The following is a 26,362-nucleotide window of genomic DNA, read 5'->3' on the forward strand; positions in this document are numbered from 1 at the left end:
GCCCTCGCGGCGCCGAAGTCCGTCTCGGCCTGGGGCAAGAACAGTCCCGACTTCACGATGCCGCCGGTGAAGGTCGGCGCGAACCGTCCGGTGAAGTCGCAGCCGTCGAAGAACCCGACGGACGCGGTGTACCTGCCGTGGCTGCGCGAGCAGCGTGCCCACGTCAAGGACCCCGCTTCCGGCGCGTCGGCCGGGAAGTCGAAGCCAGAGGGTACGGCATCGGCCGCGTCCGTGCTGAACCTGGTCCCGGAGGGCCAGGGCGACGTGCCGTGGCACCGCTACACGAGCTTCGCGATCACGGACGCGCTGACGGCGAGGATCGACTTCTCGACCGGCAACCTGATGCTGACGGCGACGGACTTCGATATCGCCGGCGTGGGCCAACGCCTGCGGCTGGCCCGGACCTACAACTCGCTGGACGCCCCGTGGGGCAGGGTCTCGCAGCGCTGGTGGCAGCAGTACGAGCGCTACCTGTCGGTCTCCTCCACCGAGGTGATCCTCTACGACGCCTCGGGTGCGACGGTCCGCTTCAAGAAGAACAGCGACGGCTCCTTCACCACCCCGAAGGGTTACTCGCAGGACCTGAAGAAGAACTCCGACGGCACCTACACGCTGACGAAGTGGAAGTCGGGCGTCAAGGAGACGTACAACGCGAACGGCTGCCTGACCAAGGTCACCGATCGCAACCACGGCACGATCACCGTCGACCAGCACGACGAGAACGGTGCGAACAAGGGTTTCAAGCTCTCCGACTCGCGCTCCGGCCGCTGGATCGACCTGTACAAGACCTACCCGTCGCAGTGGCAGGCCAAGGACAACACGGGCCGTACCGCCGTCTACAACCTCGACCCGGCCGGCAACCTGTCGGCGACGACCGACACCGAGGGCAAGACGGTCGCGTTCGGCTACGACACCTCGGGCCGGATCAACAAGATCACCACCGCCGAGGGCCGGGTGACGGTCTTCACCTACGACGACACCAACCGCGTCACCTCCATGCTCCGCGCCACCGGCTTCAACGCCTCCGGCAGCACCGGCCCCACCTGGACCTACGGCTACAGCGCCGACTCCCCGACGGCGGCCGGCACCACCACCGCCACGGACCCGGAGACGCACGCCACGAAGTACGAGCACGACGGTGACGGCCAGGTCACCGATGTCACCGATGCGCTCCAGCACCACCGTTCGACGAAGTTCGACGCGAACCACAACATCGACAGCGCCAGCGACGCGATGGGCTCGGGCACCACCCCGGGCAACACCACCGACTACGGCTTCGACGACCGCAACAACCTGAAGACCGTGACGGCACCCACGGGCGGCTCCACGGTCAACCACTGGCAGACCGTCGCCGGCGGAGACGTCCCCTCGGACTCCACCAACCCCGACGGCGAGAAGACCCAGTTCACGTACGACGCGGTGGGCAACACCACCTCCGTCGCACAGACGGGCACCGGCGGCGGCAACGTCACCTACGAATACAACCCCGCAACCCCCACCTGCGGCGGCTTCGAGGGCCAGCGCTGCAAGGCGAAGACGAAGATGACCGCCTCGAAGACGGTCACCACCGACTTCCACTACGACACCAAGGGCAACCTGGACACGGTCACGCCCCCGGCGCCGCTGGACAGGACGGCCTACACCTACGACGACCTGGGCCGCACCAAGTCCGCCACCGACGCCCGCGGTGTGACCGTCACCTACACGTACGACAACCTCGACCGCATCCGCACGGTCACCTCCCCGAACACGGTGAAGGTCGAGTACTGGTACGACGGCGACGGCAACCTGGTCCAGCGCTCGGACGGCACCGGAACGGTCAAGTACCAGTTCGACCCGCTCCAGCGGGAAACGGTCCGCACCCTCCAGGACACCTCCCAGACCCTGCTGGCCTACACCCCGGCCGGCAACGTGGACTACTACCAGGACCCGGCCGGCAAGGTCGACTACGCCTGGAACGAGGTCAACAAGCTCAAGGAGCTCAAGGACCCGCAGGGCCGCGTGACGACGTACGACTACGACAAGAACGACGTCCGCACCACGACCACCTACCCGGGCGGTACGGTTCAGAAGGTCGCGGTCGACCCCTCCAGCCGCCCGAAGAACATCAAGGTGACCTCCGCCCAGGGCACCCTGGTGGACCTGGACTACACCTACAAGTACGGCTCCGCCGGCGAGAGTGACGGCAACAAGATCCGCACCAGCGCGGACAACGTGAGCGGGCTCAAGCGCACGTACTCCTACGACGGCGCCGGCCGCTTCTCCTACGCCAAGGAGGAGAAGGCCGGCAGCATCAGCGACTCCTGGCAGTACTGCTACGACCTCGCCGGCAACCTCACCTCCCAGGGAACCGACCCAGGCTGCCCGCGCGGCACCACGTACACCTACAACGACGCCCAGGAACTGACGTCCAAGTCCAGCACCAGCGGCGCCTGGTCGTACGACAAGATCGGCAACGAGACCGCCGGCGCCTCCACCGACGACTACCTGCGCACCGGCGAGCAGTGGACCGACCACTCCCAGATGTCGTCCCTCACCGTCAACGGCAAGTCGTACGCGGGGCAGTACGGTTCCACCGACCAGAGCGAGCGGATCAGGCTCGGGGACACCTACTTCCACAACGGCCCGCTCGGCCTGTCCGCCAAGACGACGGCCGGCGCGGACATGGGCTTCAACCGGGAACCCGGGGGCACCCTGAATTCCATGACGACCGGGGGCAAGACCTACTACTACCTCACCGACGCGCTCGGCTCGGTGATCGGTCTGGCCGACGTCGACGGCAACAAGGTCGACAGCTACACGTACAGCCCCCGGGGCGTCCGCATCCTGGCCCAGTCGTCCGAACCGGTCGCCCAGCCCTACCGTTTCGCCGGCAACTACCAGGACCCCACGGGCCTCTACCACCTCCAGGCCCGCTACTACGACGCCAACATAGGCCGCTTCACCCAGCCCGACCCCTCCGGCCAGGAACAGAACCCCTACCTCTACGCCGGCGGCGACCCCGTCAACCGCATCGACCCCACCGGAACCTCCTTCATGAGCTTCGCGGAGTCGGCTTCGAAGAAGGTCGGCTTCGCCTCCGACGTCATTAGCATCGGGCAATTCGCCAGCCAGGTCTCCCAGGGGCAGTGGAAGGACGCAGCCGGTACGGCGCTCTCCTTCGCCGCGGACAAGGCCTTCACGGCGGGGTGCCTCTACATCACCGGCGGTACCGCGGCCCCCGTCTGTGCCTTCGGTGGGACGGCGGCCGGAGCCGCAACCCAGGAAATCTACGACCGAGCCACTTCGTGAGGTGAAATGAACCACGTGACCATGGCCTACAAGGGATGGCCGTCCGGAACGCCGATCACGGTTCTGGTGATCGTCATCATCGCGGTCCTCGCGCTCGCGGCCGTGATAGGACGCACGAAACGCAAGTAGATCGGCCACCCCGACGCGACGACAGCGGGGCCGGACAGGATCACCCTGTCCGGCCCCGCTGCCCGTTCCCCCCGACAGCGGGCGCGGCGGGTGCCAGCGCCGGGGCGAACCTGAAGGAGACCGACTCCAAAAGGGGCCTGCGCTTGGTGTTGTGGAAGGCCGCGATGCGCCAGTGGCCGTCGCTCTCGCGGACCAGGGTGTACGTCTGGACCTTGGTGAGCTTGCGCGGGCGTGTGCCCTTGTAGGTGTCGCCACGGCCGTTGACCACGGCCGTGCCGGGTCCGTGGAAGCGGATGTCGAGGATCTCGTCCGCGAGCCTGGTGCCCTTCAGGAAGCCGCCGAAGAGCACGCGGTGACTGTCCACGATGTCCTGGCGCCCCCGGTAGAAGGTGCCGATGTAGGTGATGTAGGTGGCGTCCTCGGTGAACAGCGCGCCGTACGCGTCGGCGTCGTGGCGCTCCCAGGCGCGGACGAGGTCGGTCAGTACGGCGGTGACGGCGGCGGTGTCCGCGGTGGTGTGGGACATGGGCGGAGGTCTCCTCGCTCGCTAGACTGCACGCAGAAGCTGCTGATGCGCAGTATCTGCACCCGTGCAGATAAATTTACGAGAGGACTCCTCCGATGGCAACACCCTCGCGCGGCGGGGACGAGCACGTGATCTTCCGTCAATACCTCGACGCCGTAGGCCTCCAGGGGCTGGCCAGCGCGGAAGCGGCCGGCCTGCACACCTCGGAGTGGTATGCGCTCAGCCTGATCACGGCGGAGGGCGGGCTCACCTCGGGTGAACTCGCCACCAGAACCGGCCTGACCACCGGCGCCACCACCCGTCTGATCGATCGCCTGGAACGGGCGGGGTACGCGCGCCGCGCCTCGGACCCCCAGGACCGCCGCCGGGTGATCGTCGAGCCGGTCCCCGACACGCTCACCCGTGTGGAGGAGGTCGTGGGCCCCGCCCGTCGCCACATCGCCGAGGTCCTGTCCCGCTACACCCCCGAGCAGCGCGCGGTGCTCTTCGACTACTTCGAGCACGCCGCGCCCGCGTTCAGGGCGGCCACCGAGGAGATCCGCAAGGCGGTCGCACCCCGGCGCAGGAGGACCGCCCCGCCCGGAAGCAGCGGCTGACCTCCGCGGTACACGAATCGTCCGGGGCGGGAACCTCGTGTCAGTGCGTGAGGTGTCCCGGCAAGGACATGTGCGGCGCCAGTGCGCGAGCCCTGTCCCACACGCCGTGGAGCTGCTCGCTGGGGCGTTGCTGCTCGCCGTGCAGGGCGTTGAGGATGATCAGGCCGCCGGTCAGGGCGGGAACGGCCCACTGCATGCAGGCCAGGTGCCGCTGGGCCTTGTCGGTGTCGACGGGGTGCTTGGCGGCCTTCTCGGCGTCCTGCGGATCGGAAGAGGCCGCCCATTCCATCTTCTTGCCCAGGACACGGCTGTACGCGGTGGCTCCGAGGGCGGCGCCCGTCAGGACGGTCTTGGCGAGGGTGGAGGCGGCCACACCCTGCTGGACCGCCACCCGCGGAGCGTTCGCGGCGAGCAGACCGCCGGAGCCGAACAGGTGCGTGGCGACAGCCGCGGCGTTGACCGGGCTCCACTTCGCCCAGCCGGAGCCGGCGATCCTCGCCGTGGTCGCCCAGGTCCCGCCCTCGTCGCGGGCGGCACCGTTCAGACCGACCGCACCCATGAGGGAACCGCCGAACCAGGCGGCCAGCCCGACATCGTGCAGACTGCGCAGCACCGTGTTGCGTCTCGACATGACCGGCTCCTTTGACCCAGGCGGAATCAGCCCGGGCGAGGCGGCCGGGCGCCACTTCACTGTCACCGGGCAGCCGGCCGGCCCGCCATCGCGGTTGGTCCGAACGGAGCACCACCGACAGGAGGGGGCCCGCAGGCAGGGCCGGACTCGGGCCCGGCGCGGCCCCAGAGCATCGAAACCGCCGGCCACCCGGTCGCGACGGTGCGGACCGGGCCGCTCCCCCCAGGGATGCCTCAGTCGGTGGACATCGCCTCGAGGAGGTCGCCGACCTTCGGGTCGGGAAGGGCGCGGGCGACGTCGGCCTGAGCGACGATGCCGACCAGGCGCCGGCCGTCGATCACGGGCAGGCGGCGGACCTTGTGGGAGGTCATGGTGCGCAGGATCTCCTCGGCGTCGTCGTCGGCGCCGATGGTGACCTTGAGCTTGTCGTCGCTGCCGCAGATCGGCAGTGCGCCCACCCACACAGCGGGGCGGGTAACACCCGGTATCGGTCAACCACCCGCCGGCCGGACCGAAGGGTGGCCAACCGATCGGCGCGAAGGCCGAACACCGCATCCACGCCGACCAGTTCGCCGAGCAGACGTTCAGGACACTCCACGTCGTGGCCGGACCGCCCCGGGGGCAGGCGACGGTGTCGAGCGTCGAGTATGCGCCTCGAAGTCCACGCGGGGCCCGCTGCGCCGGACCACCCGCGCCGGCCGTGCCGGTCGCCGGCGGAATGGCCATGACGGCAGGCACGCGACAGCGACCCGGAGTCCGCCCCCGGTGGCCGCTCCGACGCGGTCCACGGGACACGTGGCCCGCCGGGCGTCAGCCCTGCTCGCGCAGGCCCCAGGGAGAGCCGTAGTCGGTCAGCAGGTCCAGGAAGGGGCGGGGCGGGAAAGCCTCGGGGCCGAGGACACCCCTGCCCGTCCAGACGCCGGTGGCGAGCAGTTCCAGGGCGACGACGGGGTTGACGGCGGTCTGCCAGACCACGGCCTGGGAGCCGTACTCGCGCATGGACCACTGGTTGTCGACCACGTGGTACAGGTACACCTCGCGCGCGGCGCCGTCCTTCGTGCCCTTCACCCAGGTGCCCGCACAGGTCTTACCCGTCATCCGCTCGCCGAGGCCGGCCGGGTCGGGCAGGCACGCGGCGACGACATCGCGCGGGGAGACCTTGACGGGTCCGTCCTCGCCGGGGACGGACAGCGCGGCGGTGGAGTCGAGGCCCAGCTCGTGCAGGGTCTTCAGCTTGGCGATGAAGTCGTCGCCCAGGCCGTACTTGAAGGTCACCCGGCGGGCGTCCACCCAGCGGGGGATCAGCAGCACCTCCTCGTGTTCCACGTTCACGCACTCGACCGGGCCGATGCCCTCCGGGAAGTCGAAGACCTCGGGTTCGCTGAACGGCGCGGTGGTGAACCAGCCACGGTCCTTCTCGTAGACCACCGGGGGATTGAGACACTCCTCGATGGTGGTCCAGATGCTGAAGGAGGGGGCGAAGTCGTAGCCCTCCACGGTGAGGTCGGCTCCGTCACGCACGCCGATCTCCTCGATCTCGTCGAAGAGTTCGTCCGCGGCGTACCGGGCGAAAACGTCGGACAGGCCGGGCTCCACTCCCATCCCGACCAGGGCCAGACGACCGGCGTCCGCCCACTGCCCGGCCAGCTCGAACTGGCTGTCCCCGAGCTTGAGTCCGCACTCCTGGTACGGGCGCTCGGCGTGCGGGGCGGACAGGGACATCGCCATGTCCAGGTAGTGCACGCCCGCCGCGAGGGCCGCGCGGAACAGGGGCATCACGTACCGGGGGTCGGTCGCGTTGAGCAGGACGTCGCAGCGCTCCTCGGTGAGCAGCCGGCGCACCGCCTCCTCGTCGGAGGCGTCCAGGCGCCGGGCGCTGAACCGGTCACCGTGCTCCTTCAGCGCGGCGACGGCCGCCTCGGCCCGGTGCGGGTCGTAGTCGGCCACGACCATGTGGGTCAGGAAGTCGCGGCGGGCCGCGATCCGGGTGACGGCCGTACCGACGCCGCCAGCGCCCACCAGGAGTACACGCATGTCAGACACCTTTCCTGTGCAGGGCTCGGGCCCTGGGATGCCCTGATGCAACGGGATGGCACGATGTAAGGTCAACCGTGTTGGCATAAGGGTCGCCGTCGTGGCGGCGGAGAGGACGGGGTCCGGATGGCCAAGCAGGTCGTGCCCGAGTCGGCGCGGCGCAGGCGCCGACCGACCCGGCAGGGCACCGTGCTGTCGGAGAAACTGATCGTCGCGACCGCGTTGCGGGTACTGCGCGAGCACGGCGCCGCCGGCCTCACCGCCCGTCGCCTCGGCACCGCACTCGGCGCCGACCCCAGCACGCTGTACCGGTACTTCTCGGGCATGGACGACCTGTCCCGGGCCATCGGCGAGGAACTGATGGGACGGGCTCGGGACAACTGGACCGCCACCGGTGACTGGCGGGCCGACCTGCGCTCCCTCGGGCTGGCCATCCACGCCTCGTACCTCGCCCACCCGCAGGCCGCCGCGCTGACCGCCAGCCGGGTCACCGGCCGGCCGCGGGAGATCGCGGTCGACGAGACGATCCTCGGCATCCTGCGCTCGGCAGGCTTCCCGGACGCCGCCGCCGTCCGCGTCTACCACGCCTTCATCGACCTCAGCCTGGCCTTCGTCGCCCTGGACGCCGGAGCACTCGTCCTGACGCACGAGGCCCGGACGAAGGACGAGGAGATGTGGACGTCCACGTACGCGCGACTGCCCGCCGAGTCCTACCCGAACATCGCCGCGACCGCCCGTCTCCTGGCCGCGCGCATGCCGCTCAGCGCCTACCCGGTCGTCCTGGACGCCCTGCTGGAGAACGCCGCCGCCCAGCTCGCAGCCGACGCGGGCCGCGAGCACTGAGGCGTGCGGGGGAGGTATCGGGCACAGCCCCGCACGGCGAGAGCCGCTGGTGCCGGCGCACCGCTTCCGACAAGCTGCGGCACATGGACTGGACGCCGCTGCTCTCCACACTGACCGGTGCCGTGATCGGTATCGCGGCCACCCTGATCGCCGACCGCAACCGGTGGCGACGGGAGGAGGCCAGGCACGCTCTGGAAGTGCGCCGCGCGGTCTACACGGAGTACGTCTCCGCCCTCAAAGCCGCGGGTGAGGAGATACGGGCCGTCGCCCTGGGCGACCACATGTCCGAGTCGGCGCGCGACGCGGCGGTGCGGGAAGCCGTGCGCGGCACCGGCATCTACACGGCGAGCGAACGCCTCTGGCTCGTGGGCCCACCGCCGGTCGTGGAGGCGGGGAACGAGGCGTTCCACTGCCTGCGCGCGATCCGCGACGCCTACGCCCGTGGGGTGGCCGTCGGCTCCGCCGACGACGCGCCCCTGATAGAGCGGCGGCGCAAGGCCATGGCGCGGATGCGTCGCCTCATGCGCGAGGACCTGGGCGTCGGCCCTCTCGGAATCGAGTGAGGTGTCGGGCTCACCGCCCCGCGGGCCGCGCCGGGGGTTCCGGCCGGGGGCCCGGCTCGGCGGCGGACTCCCACAGGTCGTCGAAGCGCCTGACCTGCACGTCGACCCGACGGGCGTCCGCGTCGAGCCTGGTCTGGAGGTAGCTCTGTTGCCGGTCCGGTTCGAACTCCAGGTACACCGCGTCATCGAAGATCACGATGTCGCGTGCCGCAGACCGGGTGTGCCGGTTCGGGGAGAGGACCGTGAAGCGCACCCTGATGCCCAGATCGAGCTGCCCGTGGCAGAGCGCCGTGAACATCTCCATGAAGTCCGGGTCACCCTCCTCGGCGGCGTTGATCATGAAGAGGCGCCGGATGCGCACCCCGGGGTCCCGCATCGCCTCGATCTGCGCGTCGAGGTAGTGTCCCGCCGGGTCGGTGTCCCAGAAGGGCCGGTCGACGGAGCTGCTCGTGGCGTCGATCGTGCGCTGCGCACATCCGGTGAGCCTGATGAGCCACTCGTTGTTGTCCCGCTGCCAATGGGCGGTCATCCCGGTCAGGTCGGTGACGACCGAGGCGAGACTCTCGATCTCGGCACGGGCGAAGGCCTTCACGATGTCCGGGCCCTGCAGTCCCACCTGACTCGCGCTCTTGATCAGGCGTCGGGCGTCACTGGTGCTCATGCCGGCCTGGTCCAGCTCGTTGAGCAGGCCGGCCGCCTCACTGAGCTGCGTGAACTGCTCCGCGAGCACCCGAGTCTGGTGACGTTGGCCGGCCTCGACCGTACCCAGGCGCTTCTCGAAGTCGACCATGTACTGCACGATCAGCGCCGACCCTCCGATGACGACGGACATGGCGAGCTTCCACAGCTCGTCCTCGGACTGGTCGATCAGGTTGGTGAGGACGAGCTTCCACAGCTCGTCCTCGGACTGGTCGATCAGGTTGGTGAGGACGTAGGCGACCGTGCCCACGACCAGGGTGATCAGTGTCTTCAGCACGACGGGCGGTACCCGCGCCCCGCCCGCCGTGCCCGGATCCGGCGTGCCCGGCTCTCCGGCCATATCCGCCCCTCCCCGCCAGGTGGTGGTAGATGGTGCTCTGTCGGTGTTCGATGACTGTTCGGTGAGTGTGTGGTCGGTGTTCGGCGAATGTACGGGCGGTGTTCGGTGAGTGTGCGGTCAGTCCCATGCCGACGGCTGATGCCGCGACCGGACGGCGCGGAGCACCAATTGGTCGCGGATGCGCTGGCCCATGACGTTCCACTGCCTGCTGTAGCCCGTGTGCTCGTCCAGCTCCTCCCAGACGGCGTGCAAGGTGCGATCGACATGCCCCCGTGGCATCCACAGGTGCAACAGGTGGTCGACTAGGGAACGCAGCACCTTGGGGAGCCCGGAGTCCTCGTGCCCGGCCGGCAGCCCGTCCAGCGCGTACGCGACCGTCGTCAGCAGCCAGTCGTGCAGGGCCAGGTCCTCGCACAGCCCGGCCACGGCAGCCGGCGCGGTTCCGTGGGGAAGCCGCAGTGCGACGGTCCGCAGACCGTCATCGGCCTTGGTGAAGAGCACAGATGTCGCCTCCCCCTCCACGGCCGGCACGGCGGTCCAGCGCAGACTGGTGTTCACGGTGGTGAGCGGGAGGTCGAAGTCGAGGATCCGGTGTCGGCAGACCCTCGCCATCAGGCTCTCGGCGATCGATCCGACGTCCAGCTCGTGCGGTCCGGGCCCCGCCAGGAACCCTTCGGCCACGGACCTCGCGGGAAGCCGGCCGACCGGTATCAGGCAGCCGGGCCGGCCCAGGTAGTGGCCCCACGGCCGGCGCCGGTCGGGGCCGGAGGCCGGAGCGGAGAAGTGCGCCGAGGACTGCAGGACCCGGCCCTCGACGAGGACCGCCCGGGCCGTCACCGTGCCCACCACACGGCTACTGGCGCCGTTGACACTCGGCGGCCGGCAGTCGACGCCGGTGAGGAGGCCGGGGGAGACGGCGTACCGGTTGGGGTGCCGGGACAGCCTGACCCGTTCGTCCGTGCGCAGCCTCAGCAACCGTTCGGCGGTCCGCTCGTCCACCGCGTCGCTGGTGGGCAGCAGACGGGTGCGTACCTCGCCGCAGGCGAGTACGGGACCCGAGGGGGTGCCGAGGCCGCCCATGTCACAGCCCTGGCGGGAAAACGTAGGAGATCCGGTCCACGACCTCCGAGGGCACGCCGAAGCCCTCCGCCGCGCACCGCATGGCGACCTGGCCGAGCACCTCGCTCTCGACATGGACCTGGTCGAGGATGACGCGGACGGCGTGCTCCACGGGCAGGAAGCGGGCCGGCAGGACACTGCAGGTGACGTACGCGGTGAAGGGCGCGGCACGCGGGTTGAGGCGCAGCACGGGGGCCAGCGCGTCCCATGCGGCCGGGAAGCCCTCGTCCTCCCAGGGGGCGGGGGCGAGTACCGCGTGTCCGTCGTCGCGCAGCAGACCGAGGCGGACCAGCTGCCAGACGGCGGAGAGGAAGGCGCAGGACCAACTGCGCTTCTCTTCCTGGCCGCTCCACAGTTCGACGTCCAGGAAGACGGAGTGGACTCGTGCGTCGGTCTCGCCGGGCGGCTGCCAGACGGTGCCGGCGGAGTTCAGCGCGGGAGAAACGCGCAGGGACGGGGAGCGCCGGCCATTGGCCAGCCAGCCGGTGCAGCTGGCCGGCGGGCGGAAGCCTGTGGTGCCGGGCGGCGGTGATTCGACCAGCCGTCGCAGGACCCAGTCGGCCGGCTCGGCCCGGCCGCGGCGGCTGGAGCCGTCGGCGAGTGGTCGGCTGCCGCCGGGGACGGGGCCGGCACAAGCCGACTCACGGGCCAGATAGTCGATGGTCAGCCCGGCTTCGGCCGCTGCCTCCAGCAGCGGCGGTATCAGTTCGGCCGGGGTGGACCGGCGGGAGAAGTAGTCGTCGATCAGGAAACAGGTGCTGACACGGGGCCGTCCGCCGGAGTTCGGCGTGCCGAGCCCGGCACGCGCGGCGTCCGCCCAGGGCCGCACGGCCGCGAAGTGCCGGCGTAGCCGGGTGGGGTCTTCCACGAGGTCGTCCATGTACACATGGCCCAGTTCCAGCGACAGATGGGAGAACGGCAGTGCCTCGGTGCGCGGTTCACCGCTTGTCTCCATGAAGCTTGTCTCTCTGAAGACGGACTCCGACCCGTTCACCAGGGCCCCCAGAACTCGTCGTCGGTCAGCCGTTGCGCGAGATCCCTCATGGCCCGCAACGTCTCATGGTGGGCGATCCCGTGGTCGTGCACGTCCTCGTCGGTGATGAGGCGTTCCTGCCACTGCAGGACGGGTTCCAGTGGAATGGACGCCAGCACTCTGGCCTTGCAGATCCCACGGGCTGCCGCGAGTTCCTCTAGTACTTGCTCGCACTGCCGCAACCATACGTACTGCGCGGGCGACACCTGTGACCACGGGGGCGACTCCAGATCGGGTGCGGCGGCCCGGACGAAACGGATCGAGCCGCTCAGCACCTCCGGCCGGTGGCCCATGGCCGCCCCCGCCCGCACGAGTCCCGCGTTCCCGTAAGCGAGTTCGGCGGCGGCCATGACGTGCTGGCGGGTCCACCGGTGGAAGACGAGCCAGCGGTTCCCTTGCCGGCCGAGACCGCCGTGCGGTGAGGTGGCGGCGAGTACGAGGTCGGCCGCGTAGCTGCGCCCGGCACTCAAGTCGACGAAAAGCAGATCGAATTCGTGGCGGAGTCGCAGGACGAGATCCACGAAACGGTGGCGGTCGGCCTCTGCGAAGGGGAACTCGCCGCCCGTGCGGTCGCCCGGCAGCAGCACGAGCCGGCCGGAGCCGCTGGGCCTGTCACGCAGAGCGGGGTGTTCGGTGCGGGCCCAGACGTCGATCCGCAGCGGCTCGCTCGTGCGGCCCTGCAGATACGAGTGCAGTCCGCGTCCATCGGCTCCGACGACCGCGTCGGGAAGGTCGAACACGGCAGACGCGGTGGGCGATCCGAAGTCGAAGTCCAGGAAGCAGACGTCGTCCCCGTCCAGCGACCGTTGGTAGGCCAGGTTGGCAGCGGTCACGGAGCGACCGGTGCCCCCCTTGTCCGAGGCTGCGAGAACCAGCACGGTCACACCCCCTGGAGTCCGTCGCCCTGGGCGCGGGCGAGGGCGTCGAGACGCGCCAGGGCGCCGAGAGCCAGGGCGTAGGCGGTACCAGGCTGCTGGTCGACCAGTTGCCGGGCGCGGCGCAGGTCCGCGTCGATCCCCCCGTACTCCACGCTCCTCGGGCTGTGGGGTGCGGGCTGCCGCATCAGTTCCCTGCCGAAGAGGTGGGCAGCCTCACTGATCACCGCCCGGGCCGACACGGAGAGCTCGTCGCTGCGGATCGGCTCCTGGCCGTGGACGGCGTGCGCGGCAACCATGCACTCGGTCACGCACCGGGTGAGGCTCCAGGACAACAGCGGCCCCCGGCGACCGGATGAAGCGGGACGGACCGCGACCACGTCGTCCCACAGGCCGACGCCTTCACCGTCGCTGATGCGCCGGTGCCAGAGATGGTCGAGGATGCGCTCGGCGAGCGTGAGCAGCCGGTCCTGTGAACCGGCGTCCCGTGACAGCCCGCACAGTTGGACGGTCCGCTTGAGCAGCTGCGCGGAGAAGTCGGCTCTCCTCAATGTCATGGCCGGCCCCCACTTCTCGCTGCCCGGCAGGGGCATGGTGACCCCGGGGTCGTGCAGGCGGACGGCCGGGTCGTCAGGCGTGGCGCCGCTGGTGATCCGGCCGCGTTCGGCGAGGCGTTCGAGGACGCCGACGATGCGGGTGAGGCGATCGTCGCTCGTGCGGTGGCGCATGAGGTCGTGGACCAGGACGGAGGCCGCGCAGAGGGAGAAGTACTCCGGCTCCGGTCGCTGGAGCGTGGCGTGCCGGGGGAGGTGCTCCAGCGGCCAGGCGTCCTCGTCGAACCGGGCGACGACGGACCAGTACTGCCGGGTGATCTCCCAGCGCAGTCTCAGAGCCTCGGCCAGCTTCTGCTGCTCGGCGTCGAGCAGACCGAGGACGAGAGTGCGCTCGGAGAAGAGGCCTTCGATCCCGTCGAGGGCTACGACGGTGAAGGAGAGGCAGGGCACGGGGCAGGCCACGCCCCGCGGCTGACTCCCGATGTGCTCGGCGGTCGTCGGCTCCAGCGCCACCTCGGGGGCGTCCTCCACCACACTCCACGCCCAGCCGCACTCGAACAGCCGCTCGTCGCTGCGCAGTTGCTCACGGACGTCGGCATCGAGCCCGAGCGTGACGCTCTCGGTGATGAGGGCACGCAGGGACGTGAAGCGCTCCCGGAAGCGTCGCAGGACCTGCCGGTCGGAGAGCCGGCCCTGTCCGAGGAACCGGATCAGGTCCTGCCCCTGGGCGGAGGAGTGGTCGACGACGCCTACCGTGAAGGAGCGCAGCAGGCCCACCATGGCGGCGGTGAGCCGGGCGCTGGTGTCGTCCCTGAGCCGGTCCACGCGGATGAGGGTGGAGGTCTGTCGGGTCCTGCCCCGGTACACCTGGAGGAAGCCGAGGACGGCGAGGCACAGGCTCACCGAGGCGGAATAGGAGTCGACGACGCCGAATCTCCTTTGCTCCTCGCTGAGTTCACGCGCGGGATCCTGCGGTGCGAAGCAGGAGCCGCCGCCGAAGGCCGGCCCGTCCTCGCCGCGGTGCTTCGCCATGAAGTCGCCGAGGACCTCCACGAGACGTCGCGGGATCTCGCCGGGGTCGCCCGCGTTCCGTAAAGCCCGTGCCACATCCGGCCCGGTGGTGTCGGGGTCGTCCAGACGGAACGCCGCGATCTCGGTGGCGGGACGCAGAAGACACAGCAGTCGCTCCGCATCGGCCACACTGCTGAGCCCGCCCCCTGCTCCCCAGGACCACTCGCCCTCGTCGAACGAGTGACGGGCCAGGGCCTGCCAGATGTCCAGGAGGAGCCGACGCGGCTCGATCAGCATTCCGTGCCCCCTCACAGATCACCTCTCGCCGCCAGACGGCTGTTTCAAGAGCTACCCGCGCGTTCGAGAGCTACCCGCGCGCCGGAAACCGCAAGCAAGGATCATGCAGGTGTAGCCCGGACGCACCTCCCCGGGCTCACCGACCCGGTAGATCACGAGGTGTTCGGCGAACTGCTCGATGCTGCCGCGGATGTCGAATTCGCTCACGTCACATGCGGGAAAGAACGTCTCACCCACCCAGCAGCCCTCCGAGTGTTCCATGAACGCCGCCGCGAAGGGCGCCCCCGGCTCCAGGGAACGCAGGAAGCACCCCACTCCCTCATGGAATTCCTCGGCGGCGGTTGAAAGGGACTCGGCGACGAAGAACATGGTCCCGAGCTGCCACTGTTCCGGCCGGTCGACCAGCGCACGCAGGTCACCCTGCTCCACCCGCGCGACCTCGCGCAACCGCTCCCAGGGCCCGCCGGGCAGGGTGGCGTAGGCGTCGTCCGGACACAACTCCCGCCAGAACGCGTCCCAACCGTGGTCGTGCGTGCCGAGCTGCTGCTGCAGATAGTGCAGATTGGGCCTCGCTCGGTCCAGCAGAGTGATCTCGTCGCACCAGGGCAGCATCATGAAGCTGGGATAGAGATTGGCTCCGGCGCCGACGTCGATACCGCGGACCCGCAGGCCGGGCAGCCTCCGGAAATGATCACTGAAGTGTGCGCGGACGATCGCCATGATCTCCGCGTCGACAGGGAGCACTGTGCGGTAGTTCTTCCGGACGTACGCCACGGGGTCGAAGGAGTCCCACCGTGCCTCTGCGTTCAACTGCGCCGGATTCCCCGGTGATCCCAAAGACATGCCCCACGGTATCAACGCGGTCGGTCCCCGGGCTTCTCGTGGCTCTCCTCGCCCTGCAACGAAGGAGGCATGAGGGGGCGCACGGCAGCATATGTCGCCCGACACCCGGTGACGGGACTTGAAGGTCCCCGGTCGCCGGGCAATTCTGGTCCGATGCCAGCACTTCGCCCGTCGGTACGGGTACGCATGGTCGCCACACAGGATCTGTCCGACCTAGCCCGTCTGGACCATGAGATCTTTCCTGACGACCCGTATCCCTATTCGGTCCTGCGCCAGTTCATGGACACGTTCGCAGGCCATCTGCTGGTCGCGGAAGGCGGCGGAGGTCTGTGCGGCTACGTACTGGCCACACCGCCGAACGCGGGGGAGAGCTGGATCTTCAGCCTGGGCGTGGCGCCCGCCTCGCGACGACAGGGGCTCGGCCGGCAGCTGATGAGCGAAACGCTGACGAGACTGCGCGGCGAGGGCACGCGCACCGTCCTGCTCTGGGTCGACCCGTGCAACGCCCAGGCCGTCACCCTGTACGAGTCCTTGCGCTTCGCGCCCGACCCCGCCGGCCCCCGCACGGACCACTTCGGCCCCGGCGAGCACCGCCTCCTCATGAGACTCGCGCTGTGACCGGGGTACTCGGTACTCATCGTTCACAGACAGAGCCCGATCCACTGGGGAGTGACATGCCACAGAAGTCCGATGGCAACGAAGGCAACCGGTTCTGCAAGGCGTGCGGCACGCCGGCCGAAGACGGGACACTCTGCGACCACTGCGGTGCCGTTCTGGACCTCCCGGATGGTGCGGGACTGGTCGAAGACGAAGGTGCAGCGGTGCGGCGTGACTTCGAGGGGCGCACCGAGCGGCAGGAGGAACAGTGAGCGGTACCGCAGCAACGGATCACCCGGACCGCTGAACATCGCGCTCCGGGGTACACGGCTGCGCATGGCACCGAAGACCGAGCGCATCATGTTCCTGCGGGCCGTGCGGCAGCTGCACCGGATCCGCTCCTTCTACGCCGGGGGCGCCCTGTTCTGGGCGTTGTGCGCCACCTGGACCAGCTGGCAGGCGCCGGGGAGCCGGCAGATGTGGGTGTCCGTCCTCCTCCTGGCCGTCTTCAGCGGGCTCCTCGTCACCGCAGTCCTGTCCCTGCGGCGGCTGGAAGTCCCCGAGACGGGCAGGCCCGCGCATCACGCGGCGTCGAAGAAGACGGCGAGTCCCCGTCACGCGCCTGCCTGAGGCCGCGCCACCGGGTGGGCCGACCTGCTCGCGCCGGACGGCACCGGTTTCCGCGCGTTCCTACGTCTGTGGTGGCGGTAGCCGGGCATACGGGCTTCACCCCTTACGGAAGGAGCTCACTTCATGCTCGGCATAGCAGCGGCGGTGCTGTTCTTCGTGTCATTTCTGATCAACGCAGCGGACCTCAGCACCAACGATGCGTTTTCTTCGACGAACGTGATGCTGCTGGGGCTGACTGCTCTGGCGCTGCACGTGGCAGGCATCGGCTCCGGCTGGGCCCGCAGACGCTGACCATATGAGGTAGGCCCGGTGACAGCCCGTCACCGGGCCTACTCGTGGACCTCTCCGTTGCCACGGCCTGCGGGGCGGCAAAGGCAATACCGGCGAGGACAGCGGCGCCGGCGGCGCTTGCGCGCAACTTCGACGATGACTTCATCATGGGTCTCTTCCTGCAGGGGTGACGGCCCTTTGAAGATGACCGAACACGCGGCCTTGGTGCGGCGCTGGGCTCGCTTCGCGCCCCTCGGCCGCGGCCTGGATCGCGGCGTCGCGGCGAAGCTCCGGGCAGCCGGGCGTGGTCAGCCCGGGCTGCGTTTCGCCACCTGGGGGCACAGCCGACTGCCCCACAGTCCACTTTCGGCCACCTCACCTGAGCCTCGATTCGCCGCCCGTCCCCCCGAGTGCTTGCGGTAACTGGAGTGGCAGGAGTGACAGCCGGTGGCAGTGAGGGGCCGCTTTCAGCCACTCTGGAATCGCCTCTTGTGCCGTCCAGTGGTCGCTTGCCTACAGTGGTCCCGCTCGCCCTCACGCATGCGGCTGACCACCGTTCGTGCAGGGGCGGCACATTTGGCACGGCAACGGGGGGAGCCGCTTGCACCACCGCGTCCTTTCTCCTGTCAAAACGGGAGGAACGCTGATGGCTGACGCGATGGTGTTGCAAGCGCAGGAATTCACAATGCGTCTCATGGCAGCCGGTCCGGCATGACCGTCAAGGAAGACGGGAAGACCGGTTGGAATACGACGTACCCCCTCACTCGCGCCTTGCAGTGGGAGCTGGGCAGCAGCCCTGTGTCCGCATACTTCGGGCCCTGAAAGCTGTCTGCCCTCCCGGCGAAACACCCGAACGGGTTTGAGAGAGGAACGTTCTGTGCGTAAGACGCTCATCACCGCAGTATGTCTGGCAGCCGCCGGCACACTCGCACTCGCGGGGCCGGCTTCGGCGGCGACGAACACCAGCGATTTCACCGTCACCTTCCCGGACAAGAGGCCTGCCACGACGTACTACGTGGCGAATGAGGCCAAGCTGGTCTCCGGGCAGATTTCCGCGAAGTCCCATGTGAGCTGGCAGATCCTCGACGACCAGGTGGTGGACCTCAGTAAGCGGTTCACCAGCTTCAAGATCACCACGCGACTCGAGTCCCGCCCGGGCAAGGACAACCCGGATGCGATCGAGGCGAGCCGGACGTGTGACCTGACCAAGCTGGTCAACGACAACTACACGTGGTTCCTCGACGAGCCGGCCAGTATCTGCACCGTGCCGTCGACGCTCTATGACGGCGACGTGTGGTGGTCCTCGGACTCGACGGTCGTCTACGACATCGAGGGCGACGGCCAGGGACCGATCACCAAGCAGCTCCTGGGTTCGCCGCTCATCCACGGCTGACGGGTAGCCGCAGGGCGCGGATCGCGCACGGGGCGGCCGGTCTCGAAGAAGGCCATGCGATCTCGCTGAAGTGGGGGCGGCCCGAGCACCTCGACTTCAGCGAGATGAGCGCGCGAACGCCGAGCGGCGAAACCAGGTCGACGTAGCTCAGTGCGGTACCCGATCATGCGTTCATGCCCCTGAGAGAGACCCTTGCCCGAGTCGATGCAGACCTGGCCGCCGGCCGGGTTCCCGTCGCGCGCCAGCGCCTGCGCGGTCTCATCTCGTCCTTCCCGCAGGATCTGACGCTCCGCCGTCGTTTGGCCGAGGTGTACCGGCTCTACGGCGACGCCGCCGAGGCTGGACGCTGGATGTATCTCGAAGAGGACCGCAACGCCGACGAGACCGCTGCCTTCGAGGCGCGATACGGGTCTCCCGGGTGGCGCATGAAGGCCCTCGCCTGGCAGGGCCCCGAGGCGAAGGCCGCCACCGCTTTCGCGGAGGGACAGCTGGTCGCCGTGCGGACCGCCTGTGCCGAGGAGTTGGAGCACCCCGTCGACTGGGACAACCCTGCCTCCTACCAGGACGACCTCGAAAGGGAGCACGAGGCGCCCGCCGAGCCGCGGACGGTCGGCGGTGTGCTGGCGGGCCTCGGCTGCCTGGTGGCGGCCCTTGTGTTCCTCGCGATCTGGGTGAACGGACTCGTTGCTCTCTTCGACTGACCCAGGTCACCCGGCTCCCAGCACGGGACGAAGGTGCGCTCGGATCCGTCCATGATCTTGCGAACCGTTCTCGCCGACGGCGCTGTGGCGGGACACGCCGCCGCTGTGGCTTCGTCGTCACAGGGCCAGGTGCTTCGTCCGCGCTCGTAACCAGGACATGGACCTGGTGCACCTGACGGGAGCTGAAAGGCGGGCGATGCCGAGCACGGCCCGGCGAACGCCGTTGCCCTTGAGCCTGCAGTCCCGCGCCCCTTCGCCCACCGTGATGCCGGCCCAAGCCTGCACTGGGCGGTATCGGAGACGGGTCTGCCGGGAAGTCGAGGTGGTGGACTGGGAGGTGCCTGTCCTGGGCGGTGAGGGTCTGGGCTTGGACGAGGTGCTGGGGGCGGCGGAGGATGCCGCGCCGGTGGAGTCGGTCGACGTCGTGGCACGCAACCTGGAGAAACGGTTCTCGGCGAGCGAGGTGTCGTTCTGGCTGGTGGACATGGTCGGGCAGGAAGCCGTCCGGTTGCCAAGAGCCGGTACGGCCGCGCAGGAGCGGGGTGCGACGGAGAGACTCGAGCTGGTGGGCAGCATCTACGACCGGGTGTTGCGTTCGCAGTGTCTGCAGCAGGAGCCAGACGAAGAGGGCGGCTGCCGGCTGGTGGCTCCGGTGACGAACCGCGGTGACTGCATCGGCGTGCTGGACCTGGTCGTACCCGAGGCGGACGACGCGGTACGGGAAGCGGTCGCGCAGGCCGCCCACGCGTTGGCGTACATCGTGGTCACCGACCGCCGTTTCACCGACCTGTACCACTGGAGCCGGCGGACCACCACCGTCAGCCTGGCCGCGGAGATCCAGCACCAGCTCCTGCCGTCTGCGTCCTGCTGTGAGGCCGCGCAGTTCACCCTCGTCGGTGGCCTGGTACCGGCCGACGACATCGGCGGTGACACGTACGACTACGCCCTCGACCAGGACGCCCTGTACCTGTCGATCACCGATGCGATGGGCCACGACACCGCATCCGCGCTGCTGGCCACCCTGACCGTGAACGCCCTGCGCGGCGCCCGCCGTGCCGGGCGGAGCCTCCTCGACCAGGCGTACGCCGCCCACCAGGCGATCACCGATCACGGCCGCGGTATGACCACCGGGCAACTCTTGCGCATCCAACTGGAATCCGGCGCCTGCGAACTGGTCAACGCCGGCCACCCCTGGCCGCTGCGCCTGCGGGACGGGAGGGTGGAGGAGCTGGCCCTCAGGGTGAACCTGCCGTTCGGCGTGCCCGCCCCCGTCACCTACCAGGTGCAGCGGCTTCGCCTGGAGCCGGGAGACCGCCTGATCCTGGTCACCGACGGCATGGGGGAACGCGCCGCCGCCGCGGTCGACCTTCCCGCCCTGGTTCGCGCCACCCGCGACGACCACCCCCGGGAAGTGGTCCGCGTGCTGACTCGGGCGGTTCACGAGGCCTGCTCCGGATCCCTTCCCGACGACGCCACCACCATGGTCCTCGACTGGCACGGCAGCCGTACGGGACAGCGCCAGACCAACGGCGGCTCCAACATATGAGTTCGCGGCGACGGGCGGCAGGACGGGCCGTCCCTATCGTCGGTCCCCGGGACAGCGGCGTGTCGTGCTCCTGCGCGGCCGGCTGATCCTGAGCCCGCCGCTTGCGGTCGTCATCGCCCGCCGGTGATGGGCACCCGGGGCAGAGCGTGGTGGACCGCCCGCCTGCCGCTGCCGGCCCGGCACTGCATCGACACCGGCCGCGACGGCAGGCGGCTGCGGCCCCGCCGCGGCTCGGCGCTGGACTCTCCCACGGTGGGAGAGTCCACCATGACGGCATGCAAGACGGACTTCTCACCATCGGCCGCTTCGCCCGGCTGTGCCGCCTCAGCGTGAAGCAGCTACGGCACTACGACGACCTGGGACTGCTGGCTCCCCGCCGCGTGGACGCCGGCTCCGGCTACCGCTACTACGCGCCGGAGCAGGCGCGCGACGCCCTCACCATCGCCCTGCTGCGGGAGATGGATCTCCCGCTGGCGGTCATCGCCCGGGCTCTGGCTGCCGGGCCCGAGGGCAGGCCGGCGATCCTGGGCGCCGAGCGGGACCGGCTGGCCGAGCGGATCCGCAGGGACCGGGCCCGGCTCGAGGTGCTGGAGCGGCTGGCGCAGGACGGTCTGCCCGGTTACGAGGTGACGCTGGGCAGGGAGCCGGAACGCCGACTGGCGGTGGTGCGCGCGGTGTGCACCCCCGCGCAGATCGGCGCCACGGTGCAGGAGTGCATGGGCCGGCTGCTGACCCGGCTCGGGGAAAGGGGAACCACGGGACAGCCGCCGCTGTGGGGGCTGTACCCACTCGACCTGGAGGAACAGATGCGGATCGGCGTCGGAGCACAGATCCCCCAGGCGGACGGCGTGGCGGGCCTGGAATGCGCGGTGCTGCCCGGCGGACCCGTCGCCGAGACCGTGCACGTCGGGTCCTACGCCCAATTGCCCCTCGCCTACCACGCCCTCTTCGCCGCCGTCCATGAGCGCGGTCTGCGTCCGCTGGCACCCGTACGCGAGGCGTACCTGGTCGGACCGGCGCAGGCACCGCCAGGAGAATGCACCACCCGGCTGATCGTCCCCGTCGAGGAGAGCGCGGCATGACCACGGTGACGGACATCGACGCACGCGGTATGCGGCACTGCGAGACGACGGCCCTGGGGGTGCTGCTCAGGCACCAGGGACTCGACCTGTCGGAGCCCATGCTGTTCGGACTCGGCTCCGGCCTGTCCTTCCTCTACTGGGACGGCAAGACCATGGCCTTCCCCTTCCTCGGCGGGCGGGTCAAGCCCTTCGACCTCACCAGGAACCTGGCCGGCAGGCTCGGACTGGACCTGCTGGTCCAGGAGACCACCTCCCCGCGCAAGGCATGGGGGCACGTGACGGCCGCCCTCGACGCCGGCCGCCCCGTAGGGCTCCAGCTCGACAGCTACCACCTGGACTACTTCCGATCGAAGGTCCACTTCGGCGGCCACGTCGTCGCCCTGTACGGCTACGACGACCACAGGGCCTACCTGGTCGACACCGACCAGCAGGGCGGGGCGGTGTCCGTCAGCCTGGACGGCCTCGCCCGGGCCAGGGCTGCGCGGGGCCCGATGACCGCCAGGCACCGCTCCTTCACCCTCACCGCGCCGCGGGACCTGCCGGACCCGCGCGGACAGATCGTGCCCGCCATCACCGCCTGCGCCGACGCGTTCCTGGACCCACCGATCGCCAACCTCGGTCACCGCGGTGTCGAGAAGGCCGGCCGGCTGGTGCCCACCTGGCTCCAGCGCACCGACCACCCGGAGCGGGACCTGCCCCAGGCCGCCGTGCTGATGGAGAAGGCCGGCACCGGCGGCGCCCTGTTCCGCAACCTCTACCGCGACTTCCTCGCCGAATGCACCGAGTTGCTCGACAGCCACCACCTGCGCACCGGCCACACGCTGTACACCGAGGCGGCCGGCCTGTGGACGTACGCGGCGACACTGATCGCGCGGGCCGGTGAGACGGGCGATCAGCAGTGCCTCACCCAGGCGGGCTCGATCCTCGGCGACATCGCCCGGATCGAACGCGAGGCCATGCGCGCGCTGAGCCGCCTGGGCGGTGAACCCCCGGCGTGAGCCGGCCCTGGCCCACCGACCCGTGCGCCGCCGACGTCGCCCTGCAGGCCACCCCTTGACCGCGCGTCCAGCCAGGCCCGCCCGGGGATCGGACATCATCCCGCTGCGACGCACACCATGACGGCATCGACGCACACCATGACGGCATCCTCGGCGCCACCGGCGGTCGCAGCTCCATGGCTCACCCGGTCGCTACCGGGCCGGCGGCCCCGGCTCAGTCGGCGGAGGCAGCGGAGGCATGGGCCAGGGAGGGCACGCCGGCGTGCCAGGTCTCGGCGGCCGGCTCCGGATGGTCCGAGGGCACCGACTCCGGTCGGGCGTCCGCAGAATCCAAGCGGAGCATGGCCTTCTCGTCCGGAGTGCCGGGGGCGGCCTGGTAGACCACCATGCGCTGGCCGCCCGTCCGGGCCAGTTGCATGACCTCATACGTCAGGGTCATCGGTCCGACCTTCGGATGCCGGAAGGACTTCTGCCCGCCGCCGCGTTCACACACGTCGTACCGCTCCCAGAGCCGAGCGAACTCCGGCGACTTCAGCACCAGTTCACCGACGAGCGCGGTCAGCTCGGGGTCGTCCGGGTCGGCCCCGGCGACCGCGCGCAGATGCGCCACCGAGAGCGCGACCGTTTCGCCCCACGGCTCGTAGAGCGTCCGGCCGACCGGGTGGAGGAAAAGGTAGCGGGTCAGGTTGCGTTGGTGCTCCGGCCACTCCCAGAGGCCGGGCATCAGTCGTCGGCCGGGCGGGTTCGCGGCCAGGACGCGGTTGTAGCGGCTCACCACATAGGCGGGCAGCGGACGCACCGACTCCAGCATGCGTAGCACCGAGTCGCGGACGGTGTGCTCCGAGGACGCCGGCAGCTCCGAGACCCGGCCGGAGGCCAGTTCCGCGAGCTCGTGCAGGCGTTCGTACGCGTCGCCGCGCAGCCGCAGGGCGCGGCCCAGGGCGTCCACGACAGCGGGGGAGGGGTTGGTCTCCCGGCCGCGCTCCAGGCGGATGTAGTAGTCGACGCTCACCCCGGCCAACGCGGCCAGCTCCTCACGGCGCAGTCCGGGAGTGCGGCGCAGTCCCCCGCCGGCCGGGAGACCGACGTCCTCCGGGCGTACCTGCGCCCTGCGAGCCTTAAGGTACCGGCCGAGCTCCGTGCCCCTCGTATCCGTTGTTGCTGCCATTCGGTCATTGTCGCAGGCGGTCAAGGGTCGTAGGGGGCCGTGTCAGGACCAGGAACGCCACACCCCGGGTACAGCGCGGTCTGCCGTGCGGACGGGCACGGGTGGAGAGTTGACCCCGGAGCGGGCGGTCCGGCCGCCGGGAGCCCAGGGGGTGCGCGACACCGGACCGCGGCCCCGGCGCGCTGCGACCGCCCGCCCGGTCAGCTGTGAAGAACCGTCACCCGTACGTCCCCAGGAGTTCACCATGCCTGTCACCCCGTTCCCGTCTCGATCCACCGACTCCCGCCAAGGGCACGACCTCGAGTCGCCGGCGCCCGGGCTCCGGCGGCAGGCAGATGTCGTCCGGGCAACCGCGCCACCCCCCGAGCCCCTCGCCGCGCCACGGCGGAGCGGCGTCGCGCTGGTCGCTTCGCTGCTCGGGTTCACAGTGATCACCATCGATGTCTCGGCCGTGAACATCGCGCTGCCCGCGATCCGGGACTCCCTCAGCGGCGGGATGGCCGGGCTGCAGTGGGTGGTGGACGCGTACACCCTGATGTTCGCGGCCCTGATGCTGTCAGCGGGCGCCCTCGCCGACCGGACCGGTGCCCGCCGCGCCTACTCCTGGGGCGTCGCCCTGTTCACCCTCGCCTCCCTCGGCTGCGCGCTCGCGCCCGGCATCGGCGTGCTGGTCGGCGCTCGCGTGGCGCAGGGCGCCGCCGCCGCAGTCGTGATGCCGGCCTCCCTCGCGCTGATCCGGCAGGCCTACGAGGACGCCCGCGCCCGTGCCCGCGCCATCGCGCTGTGGACGGTCGGCGGCTCGCTGGCGATGGCCGCGGGTCCCGTGCTGGGCGGACTGCTCACCGACTCGGCCGGCTGGCGGGCTGTCTTCCTGCTCAACCTCCCGGTGGGCGCGGTCATACTGGCCCTGCTGGTCCGGGTACCGCGCTCCCCGCGCCGGCCCGCCGCGCTGGACGGCGCCGGGCAGCTCACCGCCGTGGTGGCTCTGGCCGGGCTGGCCTTCGCGGTGATCGAGGGTGGCCACCTGGGCTGGACCAGCGGCCCCGTGCTGACAGCCGCCGCACTGGCCCTCGCGGCCGGGTACGCCTTCCTCGTGGCGGAGGCCCGGCACCGCCAACCCATGGTCCCGCTCGGCATGCTGACGAACCGCCGAGTGGCCGTACCGCTCGCGGTAGGGTTCGCCGTCAATGCCGCCTTCTACGGCGGGATCTTCCTTCTCGGGCTGTACTACCAACAGCTGCGCGGGATGTCGGGGACGGCGGCCGGACTGATGTTCGTCCCGATGTCGGCGGTGGTGACGGCGACCAACCTGGTGTCACCGCGGCTGGCGGAGCGGATCGGGCGACGGCCGGTGATCGTCGCCGGGCAACTGGTCTTCAGCGGAGCCATGCTGGCCATGCTGCCGCTCACCGCGCACACTCCCGTATGGCTGGTGCTCGTACTGCTGCTGCCGCTGAGCGTCGGTGGGGCGGTCGCGGTGCCCGCGCTGACCGCGCTGCTGATGGACGCAGTACCGCAGGAACGCGCGGGGGCCGCGTCGGGGCTGCTCAACTCCTTTCGCCAGATGGGCGGTGCGCTCGCCGTCGCCCTCTTCGGCAGCCTGCTGTCCGGCCCCGCCGGCAGCTTCTCCCTCCCGGGCATGCGCATGGGCCTCCTCGCTGTCGCCGCCCTCCTTCTCGTCACCGCCGCCCTCACCCGCCTCCTCCTGCCCCGTGGCTGACCCCACCCCGCCGCACGCGATCCGGGGGCGGCCCTCTTCCGCCGAAGCAGGCCGAACACCTCCCGGCCGATGAGGCCGGTGGCGGCTCTGCTCTCGGCGAACCGGCCGACCGGAACACGCGAACCTGCCAGGCTGGCGGCATGGGGAAGAACATGTCGGTACGTCGGCTTGATCTGGGGTACTTCATCCGGCCCGCGTCGGAGACCGGCGGGCCGCAGCCGAGGGTCGAACCTGTGCTCGCCTACCTGGTGCAGCACGATCACGGTCTGATCCTCTTCGACACCGGCATCGGCAAGGCGGACCCCGAGACCGAAGGCCATTACCGTCCTCGACGCCGGGACTTGCAGGACGCCCTCTCCGCGGCCGGAGTCACTCTTGACGACATCTCCCTCGTCGCCAACTGCCATCTTCACTTCGACCATTGCGGCGGGAACCCCCTCCTGGGCGGCAAGCCCATCCTGGTCCAGGACGTCGAGCTGGCCACCGCCCGCAGCGGCGGCTACACCTTCGACGAGTTGATCGATTTTCCTGGCGTGTCCTATGAGGAGCTCGCCGGTGAGGCCGAGGTCCGGCCAGGCGTCTGGATCATCCCGACGCCGGGACACACCCAAGGACATCAGTCACTGATCCTCCAGCAAAGAGACGGCACGGTGGTCCTCGCCGGCCAGGCGCACGACTTCGCCTCCCACTTCGCATCCGACCAGCTGGCTCGCCGAGCGGCACTTCACGGCGTCGAGCAGCCGCTTCCCGCCTACCAGCACTGGCTGGAGCGACTCGCCGAATTCGACCCGCGACGCGTTCTCTTCGCCCACGACTGCTCGGTCTGGGAACCCTCGCGGAGCACCTTCTAGGGCAGGTCGGAGATCCGCCGAG

General features: G+C 70.1%; 25 protein-coding genes and 1 pseudogene. 15 read left to right on the forward strand and 11 right to left on the reverse strand.

All coding sequences use genetic code 11. The annotated features are described in order from the left end of the window. The first annotated feature begins 57 nt into the window (after window positions 1-57). Window positions 58-3,291: an RHS repeat-associated core domain-containing protein gene (locus IE312_RS08675; protein ID WP_189980323.1), complete on the forward strand. Its 3,234-nt coding sequence runs from the start codon at window positions 58-60 to the stop codon at window positions 3,289-3,291. A 169-nt stretch (window positions 3,292-3,460) separates the two neighbouring features. Here the strand turns inward: IE312_RS08675 and IE312_RS08680 are convergent, their stop codons facing one another. Beyond that, the gene (locus tag IE312_RS08680) at window positions 3,461-3,946 is read right to left on the reverse strand and encodes an SgcJ/EcaC family oxidoreductase (protein WP_189979997.1); all 486 of its coding nucleotides are present in this window, start codon (window positions 3,944-3,946) and stop codon (window positions 3,461-3,463) included. Window positions 3,947-4,041: 95 nt separating this feature from the next. Here IE312_RS08680 and IE312_RS08685 point away from each other — a divergent pair, with 95 nt between their 5' ends. Continuing rightward, window positions 4,042-4,542, forward strand: a complete 501-nt coding sequence (locus IE312_RS08685) for a MarR family winged helix-turn-helix transcriptional regulator (RefSeq protein WP_189979999.1) — start codon at window positions 4,042-4,044, stop codon at window positions 4,540-4,542. A gap of 40 nt (window positions 4,543-4,582) precedes the next feature. On the opposite strand, the gene IE312_RS08690 is transcribed toward IE312_RS08685, so the two are convergent. The 3 genes and pseudogenes from IE312_RS08690 to IE312_RS08700 all read right to left on the reverse strand — a co-directional run bounded on the left by IE312_RS08690 (window position 4,583) and on the right by IE312_RS08700 (window position 7,207). Beyond that, window positions 4,583-5,173, reverse strand: coding sequence for a hypothetical protein (locus IE312_RS08690; protein WP_189980001.1), 591 nt, complete (start codon window positions 5,171-5,173; stop codon window positions 4,583-4,585). 233 nt (window positions 5,174-5,406) lie between these two features. Further along, window positions 5,407-5,631, reverse strand: a pseudogene (locus IE312_RS08695) (CBS domain-containing protein); the annotation flags it as partial. A gap of 352 nt (window positions 5,632-5,983) precedes the next feature. After that, a complete protein-coding gene (locus IE312_RS08700) occupies window positions 5,984-7,207 on the reverse strand; it encodes a saccharopine dehydrogenase family protein (protein WP_189980003.1) in 1,224 nt (407 codons plus the stop codon). A gap of 126 nt (window positions 7,208-7,333) precedes the next feature. Between IE312_RS08700 and IE312_RS08705 the strand changes: the two genes are divergently transcribed. Together IE312_RS08705 and IE312_RS08710 are read left to right on the forward strand one after the other, a co-directional pair. Next, entirely contained in the window at window positions 7,334-8,050 is a 717-nt protein-coding gene (locus IE312_RS08705; protein WP_189980005.1) for a TetR/AcrR family transcriptional regulator, read from the forward strand. A gap of 83 nt (window positions 8,051-8,133) precedes the next feature. Then, window positions 8,134-8,613 (forward strand): hypothetical protein, encoded by a 480-nt coding sequence (locus IE312_RS08710; RefSeq protein ID WP_229899355.1) that lies wholly within the window; start codon window positions 8,134-8,136, stop codon window positions 8,611-8,613. 10 nt (window positions 8,614-8,623) lie between these two features. Here IE312_RS08710 and IE312_RS08715 read toward each other — a convergent pair whose 3' ends face one another. From IE312_RS08715 to IE312_RS08740, 6 genes are all read right to left on the reverse strand, one after another. After that, on the reverse strand, window positions 8,624-9,652 hold the full coding sequence (locus tag IE312_RS08715; RefSeq protein WP_189980007.1) for a hypothetical protein: 1,029 nt from the start codon (window positions 9,650-9,652) through the stop codon (window positions 8,624-8,626). Window positions 9,653-9,769: 117 nt separating this feature from the next. Next, window positions 9,770-10,732: an SCO2521 family protein gene (locus IE312_RS08720; protein WP_189980009.1), complete on the reverse strand. Its 963-nt coding sequence runs from the start codon at window positions 10,730-10,732 to the stop codon at window positions 9,770-9,772. Window position 10,733: 1 nt separating this feature from the next. Then, window positions 10,734-11,726, reverse strand: a complete 993-nt coding sequence (locus tag IE312_RS08725) for an SCO2522 family protein (RefSeq protein ID WP_189980011.1) — start codon at window positions 11,724-11,726, stop codon at window positions 10,734-10,736. A gap of 35 nt (window positions 11,727-11,761) precedes the next feature. Then, a complete protein-coding gene (locus IE312_RS08730) occupies window positions 11,762-12,682 on the reverse strand; it encodes an SCO2523 family variant P-loop protein (RefSeq protein WP_189980013.1) in 921 nt (306 codons plus the stop codon). 2 nt (window positions 12,683-12,684) lie between these two features. Next, window positions 12,685-14,541, reverse strand: coding sequence for an SCO2524 family protein (locus IE312_RS08735; RefSeq protein WP_189980015.1), 1,857 nt, complete (start codon window positions 14,539-14,541; stop codon window positions 12,685-12,687). Between the two features lie 51 nt (window positions 14,542-14,592). Further along, window positions 14,593-15,384, reverse strand: coding sequence for an SCO2525 family SAM-dependent methyltransferase (locus IE312_RS08740; protein ID WP_189980017.1), 792 nt, complete (start codon window positions 15,382-15,384; stop codon window positions 14,593-14,595). A gap of 153 nt (window positions 15,385-15,537) precedes the next feature. Between IE312_RS08740 and IE312_RS08745 the strand changes: the two genes are divergently transcribed. The 9 genes from IE312_RS08745 to IE312_RS08785 all read left to right on the forward strand — a co-directional run bounded on the left by IE312_RS08745 (window position 15,538) and on the right by IE312_RS08785 (window position 22,601). Beyond that, entirely contained in the window at window positions 15,538-16,002 is a 465-nt protein-coding gene (locus IE312_RS08745; protein ID WP_229899356.1) for a GNAT family N-acetyltransferase, read from the forward strand. Window positions 16,003-16,058: 56 nt separating this feature from the next. Continuing rightward, entirely contained in the window at window positions 16,059-16,253 is a 195-nt protein-coding gene (locus tag IE312_RS08750; RefSeq protein ID WP_189980019.1) for a hypothetical protein, read from the forward strand. A gap of 64 nt (window positions 16,254-16,317) precedes the next feature. After that, a complete protein-coding gene (locus IE312_RS08755) occupies window positions 16,318-16,611 on the forward strand; it encodes a hypothetical protein (protein WP_189980020.1) in 294 nt (97 codons plus the stop codon). Window positions 16,612-16,734: 123 nt separating this feature from the next. Next, window positions 16,735-16,902 carry a hypothetical protein gene (locus tag IE312_RS08760; protein ID WP_189980021.1) on the forward strand — a complete coding sequence of 56 codons (168 nt, stop codon included), beginning with the start codon at window positions 16,735-16,737 and terminating at the stop codon, window positions 16,900-16,902. Window positions 16,903-17,758: 856 nt separating this feature from the next. Further along, the gene (locus IE312_RS08765) at window positions 17,759-18,274 is read left to right on the forward strand and encodes a hypothetical protein (protein ID WP_189980022.1); all 516 of its coding nucleotides are present in this window, start codon (window positions 17,759-17,761) and stop codon (window positions 18,272-18,274) included. 173 nt (window positions 18,275-18,447) lie between these two features. Next, window positions 18,448-18,975, forward strand: a complete 528-nt coding sequence (locus IE312_RS08770; protein WP_189980023.1) for a DUF6584 family protein — start codon at window positions 18,448-18,450, stop codon at window positions 18,973-18,975. A gap of 346 nt (window positions 18,976-19,321) precedes the next feature. After that, window positions 19,322-20,521 (forward strand): PP2C family protein-serine/threonine phosphatase, encoded by a 1,200-nt coding sequence (locus tag IE312_RS08775; RefSeq protein WP_189980331.1) that lies wholly within the window; start codon window positions 19,322-19,324, stop codon window positions 20,519-20,521. Between the two features lie 275 nt (window positions 20,522-20,796). After that, a complete protein-coding gene (locus tag IE312_RS08780) occupies window positions 20,797-21,603 on the forward strand; it encodes a MerR family transcriptional regulator (protein ID WP_189980024.1) in 807 nt (268 codons plus the stop codon). Continuing rightward, window positions 21,600-22,601 carry a BtrH N-terminal domain-containing protein gene (locus tag IE312_RS08785; protein ID WP_189980025.1) on the forward strand — a complete coding sequence of 334 codons (1,002 nt, stop codon included), beginning with the start codon at window positions 21,600-21,602 and terminating at the stop codon, window positions 22,599-22,601. Before IE312_RS08780 ends, IE312_RS08785 begins: the two co-directional genes overlap by 4 nt. 214 nt (window positions 22,602-22,815) lie before the next feature. On the opposite strand, the gene IE312_RS08790 is transcribed toward IE312_RS08785, so the two are convergent. Beyond that, window positions 22,816-23,769, reverse strand: a complete 954-nt coding sequence (locus IE312_RS08790; RefSeq protein ID WP_189980026.1) for a helix-turn-helix domain-containing protein — start codon at window positions 23,767-23,769, stop codon at window positions 22,816-22,818. A 427-nt stretch (window positions 23,770-24,196) separates the two neighbouring features. On the opposite strand from IE312_RS08790, the gene IE312_RS08795 reads away from it, so the two are divergent. Further along, window positions 24,197-25,489 carry an MFS transporter gene (locus IE312_RS08795; RefSeq protein WP_229899358.1) on the forward strand — a complete coding sequence of 431 codons (1,293 nt, stop codon included), beginning with the start codon at window positions 24,197-24,199 and terminating at the stop codon, window positions 25,487-25,489. Between the two features lie 140 nt (window positions 25,490-25,629). After that, window positions 25,630-26,340, forward strand: coding sequence for an N-acyl homoserine lactonase family protein (locus IE312_RS08800; protein ID WP_189980039.1), 711 nt, complete (start codon window positions 25,630-25,632; stop codon window positions 26,338-26,340). Window positions 26,341-26,362 lie beyond the last annotated feature (22 nt).

The sequence above is a fragment of the Streptomyces capoamus genome (genome assembly GCF_014654935.1).
In the GTDB taxonomy this organism is placed as follows: Bacteria; Actinomycetota; Actinomycetes; order Streptomycetales; family Streptomycetaceae; genus Streptomyces; species Streptomyces capoamus.